Genomic DNA, 7,275 nt, shown 5'->3' on the forward strand with positions numbered 1-7,275 from the left:
GTCCAGCCCACCCATACCGTCCAGCCCCTCCGGACCGTCCAGCCCCAAGACCGCCGCCGACCCGGGAGCAGCGCCGCCGCCATGACGCCCCGATCCAAGCCGCGCACCACACGCGACACCTCCCCGGCCGCCACCGGCCCTGACGCCGGCGGCGTCGCACCGCTCACCGAGGCGCCGCTGACCGAACGGCAGGAAGCCCGACGGCGGGCCATCCTGCGGGCGGCGACGCAGCTGGCCGGGAAGGGCGGCTTCGAGGCAGTCCAGATGCGCGAGGTCGCCGAGACCTCCCAGGTGGCGCTCGGCACGCTCTACCGCTACTTCCCGTCCAAGATCCATCTCCTGGTCGCCACCATGCAGGACCAGTTGCAACGCCTGCACCGCACCCTGCACCGCAACCCGCCGGCCGGTGACGACCCCAGCGCCCGGGTCGCGGACACGCTGATGCGCGCCTTCCGCGCGCTGCAACGCGACCCGCTGCTCGCCGACGCGATGGTCCGCGCGCTGATCTTCGCGGACCGCTCGGTGAGCGCCGAGGTGGACACGGTCTCCCGCCTCACCACGGCGATCATCCTCGACGCCATGCGGCTGGACTCCGCGCCCACCGCCGATCAGCTCTCCGCGGTGCGGGTCATCGAGCACACCTGGCACTCGGCTCTGGTCACCTGGCTCTCCGGCCGCGCCTCCATCGCGCAGGTCCGCCTGGACATCGAGACCGCCTGCCGCCTCATCGCCGACGACTGAGCACCGCGCACCGCGCGCCGCGCGCCGGGCGTCGGGCGTCGGGCGTCGGGTGGAGCACCGAGAGGCACCCCGGTTTTCGGCCACTGAGCGGGTGACCGAGATCCGACCAGGCGTTTTCGGTCAGGAATTTCCGCGCCCCTTCACGGTCTTCACAACACCCTCACCTCGTGGTGGCATGTGCATGCCTCGCCGGAGCCTGACCCGCCCCGGCGCTCACACCCCCCGAGTGAATGGAGTTGCCATGCCTCGTGCTGTGGTCGTCGCGGGAGCGGCGCTGGCGCTGTTGGCCACCGCTCCGAACGCCCAAGCGGCCGGCGGGATCGAGGCCCCGCCGGACAAGATCGTCATCGAGCTGGCCACCGTCAACGGTTCCGGCTGCCGACCCGGGACGACCGCCGTCGCGGTCGCCCCCGACAACACCGCGTTCACCGTCACCTACAGCGAATACCTCGCCCACGTCGGCCCCAACTCCGCACCGACCGACTTCCGCAAGAACTGCCAGCTCAACCTCCGCGTCCACGTCCCGCACGGCTTCACCTACGCCATCGCCCGCGCCGACTACCGCGGCTTCGCCTCGCTCCAGCGCGGCGCGTGGGGCGAGCAGCGCGCCAACTACTACTTCCAGGGGATGCCCGAGACCGTCCAGAAGAACCACAGGTTCAACGGCGCCTACAACGACAACTGGCAGGCCAGCGACGTCACCGACGTCGCGCAACTGGTCTGGGCGCCCTGCGGCGAGAAGCGCAACTTCAACATCAACACCGAACTGCGCGTGAACCGCGGCTCGTCCAACCCGGCCACCACCAGCTTCATGGCCATGGACTCCACCGACGCCAGCGTCAGCACCGAGTACCACCTGGCCTGGAAGACCTGCCCCCGCAAGTAGCCCGACCGCCGCCTCCGGTGTCCGCGGACCCCTCGGCCGGGGACACCGGAGGCGTGCCGACTCCTAGAGTGCTTCGTCTCCTAGAGTGCTTCGTCGCGTTCACTTCGGCGCGGTCCGAGCAGCAGGAAAAACGCGAGTCCGAGGACCCACAGTCCGGCGGCGGCGAGCGTCGCGCCGAGATGGCCGCCGGGCTGGATCGGCCAGGCCCAGAACTCCGGCGTGTTGTCCGGACCGACGCCCAGCAGCAGCGTCGGCCCGGCGGTGACCAGCGGCAGCAGCCACGCAAGACCGCTGCCGAACAGCCGGGCACCGATCATCGCCAGCCCGAGGAACCCGACCACGTTCCGCACCGAACTCGCGAACACGTGCCCCGGCAGGCCGGCGAGCAGCGGCACGGCCGTCCAGACCAGCCCCAGCGCCGTCAACAGCACTACGTGCAACGACTCGTACCCCCGCATCAACCGCGCCGCGCCCTCCTCCAGCACCGCCATGGGCGAGAACAGCGCCGTTCCGAGGACAACCGCGTGGGCCACCGGCACGACAGCCGCGATCGGCACGCTGTAGTCCGTGAGGTAGCGGATGTCGGGCACCTCAAGCGCCCGGCCGGAGAGCACGACCGCGACCAGCGTCACGACCGCACCGCACAGCACGGCCCGGGGCACCTCACGGCCCCGGACGAACAGCGCGAGCGGCCTCACCGGGGCAACCCCGGTAGCGGCGCGCAGCCACGAACACTGTCGACCGCCTTGCCGATCCATTTGTCCTGCTCGGCGCGCGGCGCGGTCACGACCTTCTCGACGGCCGCGGCGAACTCCTCGCCGTAGTAGTCGAACGGAGCCTGGGCGCGGTGGTGCACCACCGCCGCCAGGAGGAAGTCGTCCGGCAGGCCGCCGGCCGCCTTCGACCCCTCCCGTTCGCAACCCTCCGGGGGCCGCGGCATCGCGGCGGCCAACAGGTCCTGGCTCAGTCTGCGGACGCCCACGTCGGGCGTCATGACGGCGAACTCGCCGGCTTCGCCCGCCACCGGGCCCGGATCGAGCCACTGCTCGTCCAGCCGCCGGTTGAAACCCTCCAGCGGTCCGAGCGCCCTGTCCACGTCCGCGACGGCGCGTTCCAGCCTGGGCAGGAGGTGGCGGTTGGCCGGCCACAGGCACGCGGTGGTGCGCCCGGTGGTCGCGCACGGCGGGTCCTCCGGCTGCGGCGCCGCGGCCGCCCACGGCGTGGCCTTCTCCGGCAGCGTCACCAGCGCACCGGCGGCCAGCAGCGCGACCACCGCCACCGGTACGACACCCCACGGCCGCGGCGACACGACCGGACGCCGCACCAGCGCCGGAACCGCCAGCACGGCCACCGCGGCGGCCAGGCACCAAGCCGCCGACGACAGCATCAGCGCGGTGTCGGGGACGAGGGACCCGGCCCAGTGCTCGTCGACGGCCGGCGCGAACCGGCCGATCCCGGAGCCCGGCGCGAACGCGGCGGCGACGAACAGCGCGTACCAGACAGCGCCGACCACCGGCGCCATCAGCCTGGACGGCAGCAACGTGCCGACCACCACACCCACCGCGATCTGGAGCGCCGACATCGCGGCGCCCAGCAGCAACGGCTCCCACACCGGCGCGAACTCGTCGCTGACCCCGGCCGTCCGGCCGAAAGCGATCACCACGTGCACGGCGTACGCGAGCAGCGTCCACAGCCAGACGGAAGCCCAGATCAGCAGTGCCTGGCTCCAGCCGCCGCGGGCGGCGGTGTCGGTCCACGGCCGGGTGCGGTCCCGCTGGCCGCGGCTGGCGGTCCACGTCGCGGTGGCCGCCATGACCGAGCCCATGACGATCACGCCGAAGAGCTGGACGACGATGCCCGTGTCCGCCCACCAGCCGATCCAGTCGCTCTCCGTGCGGTCCTCCAGGAGGAGGTACAGCGCGCCGATCAGCCCCATCAGCGGCCCGACCTTGCCCGCCTCGCCCCGGCGCATCTCACACCACAGCACGCGGATCACCGTCCGACCTCGCCCGGTTCGGGGTCGCCGGCACCGCCGGCGAGGTGCAGATAGCCCGCCTCGACGCCGGTGCCGTCGACCTTGCCGGCACCGGCGAGCGCGCAGAGTTCACCGACCGTGCCGGTGAACCTCACCCGGCCCGCCAGCAGTACCGACACCCGGTCGCAGACGTGCGCGACGTCCTCGGCCAGGTGCGTGCTGAGCACCACCGCGGACCGCTCGCCCAGCCGCTCGATCAGCTCCCGGAACCCGACGCGTTGGGCCGGGTCGAGGCCGACGGTCGGCTCGTCCAGCAGGACGAGTTCGGGCTGGTTCACCACGGCCTGCGCGATGCCGACGCGGCGCAGCATGCCGCCGGACAGCTCCCGCATCCGCCGGTCGCGGTACGCGGTCATGTCGACGAGCGCCAGCGCGTCGGCCACCCGGCCAGCGCGGTCGCCCGCCGGCACGTTGCGCAGCCACGCCGCGTACGTCACGAACTCCTCGACGGTGAACCGAGGGTGGTAGCCGAACGCCTGGGGCAGCACGCCGATCCGCTCGCGCAGTCGCCGTACCCGCGCCCGTCCCCGGCCCTGCTCGCCGAGCAGCGTCACGCTGCCCTCGTCGGGGGTGCGGGCGGTGCTCAGCAGGGACAGCAGCGTGCTCTTGCCCGCGCCGTTGGGTCCGAGCAGCGCGGTGACCCCGGCCGGGAAGCCCAGGGACACCCGGTCGAGGGCGACCACGGTCCGGTACCGGACCGTGGCCCCCTCGACCACCGCCACCGAATCGACCCCGGCGGACACGCCACCGGCGTCCCGATGATCGGTAGACACTTCTACTACTTCAGCTCTACTTCAGCTCGGTTTCTCGCTCAGTTCTCGGCGGCCACGTATCCGTAGGCGCGGCTGCCGCTCACTCCGGCCCAGGAGGCCGTCGTGTAGTAGGTCCCGCCCCGGTTGGTGCTCTTGGAGGAACCGCAGCCCTTGGACTCCCAGTAGCCGCGCGACATCGAGGCTATCTGCGGGTCGGGCATGAACCGCTTGTCCTCGCGAACGGTCCCGCTGAAGGTCTTCCGGTCGTTGGTCGGCACGTCTCCGCAGACCTTCACCTTGCCCGAGGACTGCCCCTTGAAGCGGTCCTTGTCCTCCGCGCTGCCCGAGGCCGCGATGGAGAACGGAAGCCGGCTTCCGGAGATCTCCGCCGCGGTGGCGGAAACCACCGGGAACCCGACGGCGAGGATGGTCAGTCCGGCCGCGACGGCGCTCCGCTTGCGGGTACGAGTGAGTCGCATGATGCTCCCCCTGTTTTCTGTTGTGTGAGTGGTCGACGTTGAGGTTACCAGCGGGTCGACTGCGCACAACGTGATTTGCGGCACCGCCAACTCCCGGTTGTTCGCGGCAGGTTGCCGCCGCGGTCGCCCAGCGGGCCCACCGGACGCGTGACCCGCGGACTCGACCCGCGAGTGGTCTTCCGTGAAGTGTGGAGTGGGGGCCACGTGGTGTTCACCCGGCGTACAGCCCGGCCCGGCGTGATGGGGGTGCTTGTCCAGACAAGTGATCGTCCCCATCGCCTTCGGGAGAGAACGTGTACAGACCCTCCGTCCGTGGTGCGGCCGTCGTGGCCGGCCTCGCGGCCCTCGCCACCCTGACCGCCTGCGGCGCCGCACCCGACGAGACGACCGGCGCCGCCGGCAAGGCCAAGGCCAAGGCCGCCACCGCCACCTCCGTCGAGGACTTCGGCGGCATGGACGAACTGGTCGCCGCCGCCGAGAAGGAGGGCCGGCTCAACGTCATCGCGCTGCCCCCGGACTGGGCCAACTACGGCGAGCTGATCAAGCGCTTCCAGGAGAAGTACAAGATCAAGATCAACAGCGAGAACCCGGACGCCTCCAGCGCCGACGAGATCGCCGCAGTGAAGTCCCGCAAGGGCCAGAAGCGCGCGCCCGACGTCCTGGACCTGGGCATCGCGTTCGCCCGCAGCGGCGCGGAGGAGGGCCTGTTCGCACCGTACCGGGTGCAGGCCTGGGACAGCATCCCGGACAGCCAGAAGGACGCCGACGCCCGCTGGTACAACGACTACGGCGGCTACGTCTCCATCGGCTGCGACGCGGGGCGCATCAAGAAGTGCCCGGAGACCTTCGCCGACCTGCTGAAGCCCGAGTACAAGGGCAAGGTCGCCCTCAACGGCAACCCGACGAAGTCCGGTTCGGCGTTCGGCGGCGTGTACGCGGCGGCCCTCGCCAGCAAGGGGTCCTTCGGCGACATCCAGCCCGGCATCGACTTCTTCGGCAAGCTGAAGAAGAGCGGGAACTTCATCCCCGTCGAGTCCACCCCGGCCACCGTCGAGAAGGGCGAGACGCCCATCAGCATCGACTGGGACTACCTGAACGCCGGCTACGCCGACCAGTTCAAGGACAAGGGCGTCGACTGGAAGGTGTCCATCCCCGGCGACGGCGTGTACGCCCAGTACTACTCGCAGGCCGTGAACAAGGAGGCCCCGAACCCGGCGGCCGCCCGGCTGTGGATGGAGTTCCTCTACAGCGACGAGGGCCAGAACCTGTGGCTCAAGGGCTACGCCCGCCCGGTGCTGCTGCCCGCGATGACCGACGCCGGCACGGCCGACAAGGAGTTCGTCGCCAAGCTGCCGAAGGTCGAGGGCGAGCCGAGCTTCCCGTCCTCCGAGGAACTGGACAAGGCAAAGGAAACCCTCGCCGAGAAGTGGGACAAGGCACTTTCCTGATGGCCGAGCTCTCCCCCACCCCGTCCGCCGTCGGCGGCCCCGGCCGCCGACGGCGCGGGCCGCGCACCTGGCTCGCCGCGCTCCCGCTGCTGGTCTTCACCGGACTGTGCTTCGGCGTCCCGCTGCTCGCCCTGCTGTACGGCGCGGTCACCCGCACCGACCCGGACGGCGGCACGACGTTCACCGGCGAACACCTGCAACGCTCCCTGCAGGGACCCTACTTGGGCTCACTGATCGGCAGTGTGCAGTTGGCGGCGCTGACCGCGCTGATCGGCGGCGCGCTGGGCGTGCTGATCGCCCGTGCCGTCGTCACCTCCCGCTCCGGCTCACTGCGCAACGCGGTGCTCACCGCCTCCGGCGTGCTCGCCAACTTCGGCGGGGTGCCGCTGGCGTTCGCGTTCATCGCGACCCTCGGCATCTCCGGCGTCGTCACACAGCTCGCCGACCTCGGCTCGCTCGGCTGGAACCTCTACTCCTTCACCGGCCTGGCCGTCGTCTACCTGTACTTCCTGACGCCGCTGATGGTGCTGGTGACGATCCCGGCCATGGACGGTCTGCGATCCCAGTGGCAGGAGGCCGCGCAGAACTCCGGCGCGTCCACCTGGCAGTTCTGGCGGTACGTCGGACTGCCGGTGCTCACGCCGTCCCTGCTGGGCGGCTTCGTGCTGCTGTTCGGCAGCGCGTTCGCCGCGCACGCCACGGCCGCCGCGCTGGTCGGCGGCTCGGTCCCGCTGGTCACGCTGAAGATCGCCGACGCGCTGGCCGGGAACGTCCTGGTCGGCCAGGAGAACGTGGCGCTCGCGCTGAGCCTCGACATGATCCTCATCGCCGGCCTGGTGATGGCCGTATACCTGCCCCTTCAGCGACGGAGTGCCCGATGGCTGCGCTGACCCCCACCGCCGCGCGGGCCGGATGCGGGCGGGGTGTCCACGGG

At 71.4% G+C, this 7,275-nt stretch carries 8 protein-coding genes; 4 read left to right on the plus strand and 4 right to left on the minus strand.

Features of this window, described 5'->3' with window-relative positions; translation table 11 throughout:
- Positions 1-81 precede the first annotated feature (81 nt).
- Together FNX44_RS21380 and FNX44_RS21385 are read left to right on the plus strand one after the other, a co-directional pair.
- A complete protein-coding gene (locus FNX44_RS21380; protein WP_143650281.1) occupies positions 82-741 on the plus strand; it encodes a TetR family transcriptional regulator in 660 nt (219 codons plus the stop codon).
- A gap of 241 nt (positions 742-982) precedes the next feature.
- Positions 983-1,627, plus strand: coding sequence for a DUF4360 domain-containing protein (locus FNX44_RS21385; protein WP_143650282.1), 645 nt, complete (start codon positions 983-985; stop codon positions 1,625-1,627).
- Between the two features lie 80 nt (positions 1,628-1,707).
- On the opposite strand, the gene FNX44_RS21390 is transcribed toward FNX44_RS21385, so the two are convergent.
- From FNX44_RS21390 to FNX44_RS21405, 4 genes are read right to left on the minus strand one after another with little or no spacing between them, the layout of a single operon-like run.
- Positions 1,708-2,325 (minus strand): hypothetical protein, encoded by a 618-nt coding sequence (locus FNX44_RS21390; RefSeq protein ID WP_153507580.1) that lies wholly within the window; start codon positions 2,323-2,325, stop codon positions 1,708-1,710.
- Positions 2,322-3,614 carry a hypothetical protein gene (locus tag FNX44_RS21395; protein WP_143650283.1) on the minus strand — a complete coding sequence of 431 codons (1,293 nt, stop codon included), beginning with the start codon at positions 3,612-3,614 and terminating at the stop codon, positions 2,322-2,324. The genes FNX44_RS21390 and FNX44_RS21395 overlap by 4 nt, the downstream gene beginning before the upstream one ends.
- Before the next feature lie 5 nt (positions 3,615-3,619).
- Positions 3,620-4,435: an ATP-binding cassette domain-containing protein gene (locus tag FNX44_RS21400; RefSeq protein ID WP_323369558.1), complete on the minus strand. Its 816-nt coding sequence runs from the start codon at positions 4,433-4,435 to the stop codon at positions 3,620-3,622.
- A gap of 38 nt (positions 4,436-4,473) precedes the next feature.
- A complete protein-coding gene (locus tag FNX44_RS21405) occupies positions 4,474-4,893 on the minus strand; it encodes a hypothetical protein (RefSeq protein ID WP_143650285.1) in 420 nt (139 codons plus the stop codon).
- A 293-nt stretch (positions 4,894-5,186) separates the two neighbouring features.
- On the opposite strand from FNX44_RS21405, the gene FNX44_RS21410 reads away from it, so the two are divergent.
- Both FNX44_RS21410 and FNX44_RS21415 read left to right on the plus strand, forming a co-directional pair.
- The gene (locus FNX44_RS21410) at positions 5,187-6,341 is read left to right on the plus strand and encodes an ABC transporter substrate-binding protein (protein WP_143650287.1); all 1,155 of its coding nucleotides are present in this window, start codon (positions 5,187-5,189) and stop codon (positions 6,339-6,341) included.
- Positions 6,341-7,231, plus strand: coding sequence for an ABC transporter permease (locus FNX44_RS21415; RefSeq protein ID WP_143650289.1), 891 nt, complete (start codon positions 6,341-6,343; stop codon positions 7,229-7,231). The genes FNX44_RS21410 and FNX44_RS21415 overlap by 1 nt, the downstream gene beginning before the upstream one ends.
- The last annotated feature ends 44 nt before the right edge of the window (positions 7,232-7,275 follow it).

The organism is Streptomyces alkaliterrae (genome assembly GCF_007097205.2).
GTDB classification, from domain to species: Bacteria; Actinomycetota; Actinomycetes; order Streptomycetales; family Streptomycetaceae; genus Streptomyces; species Streptomyces alkaliterrae.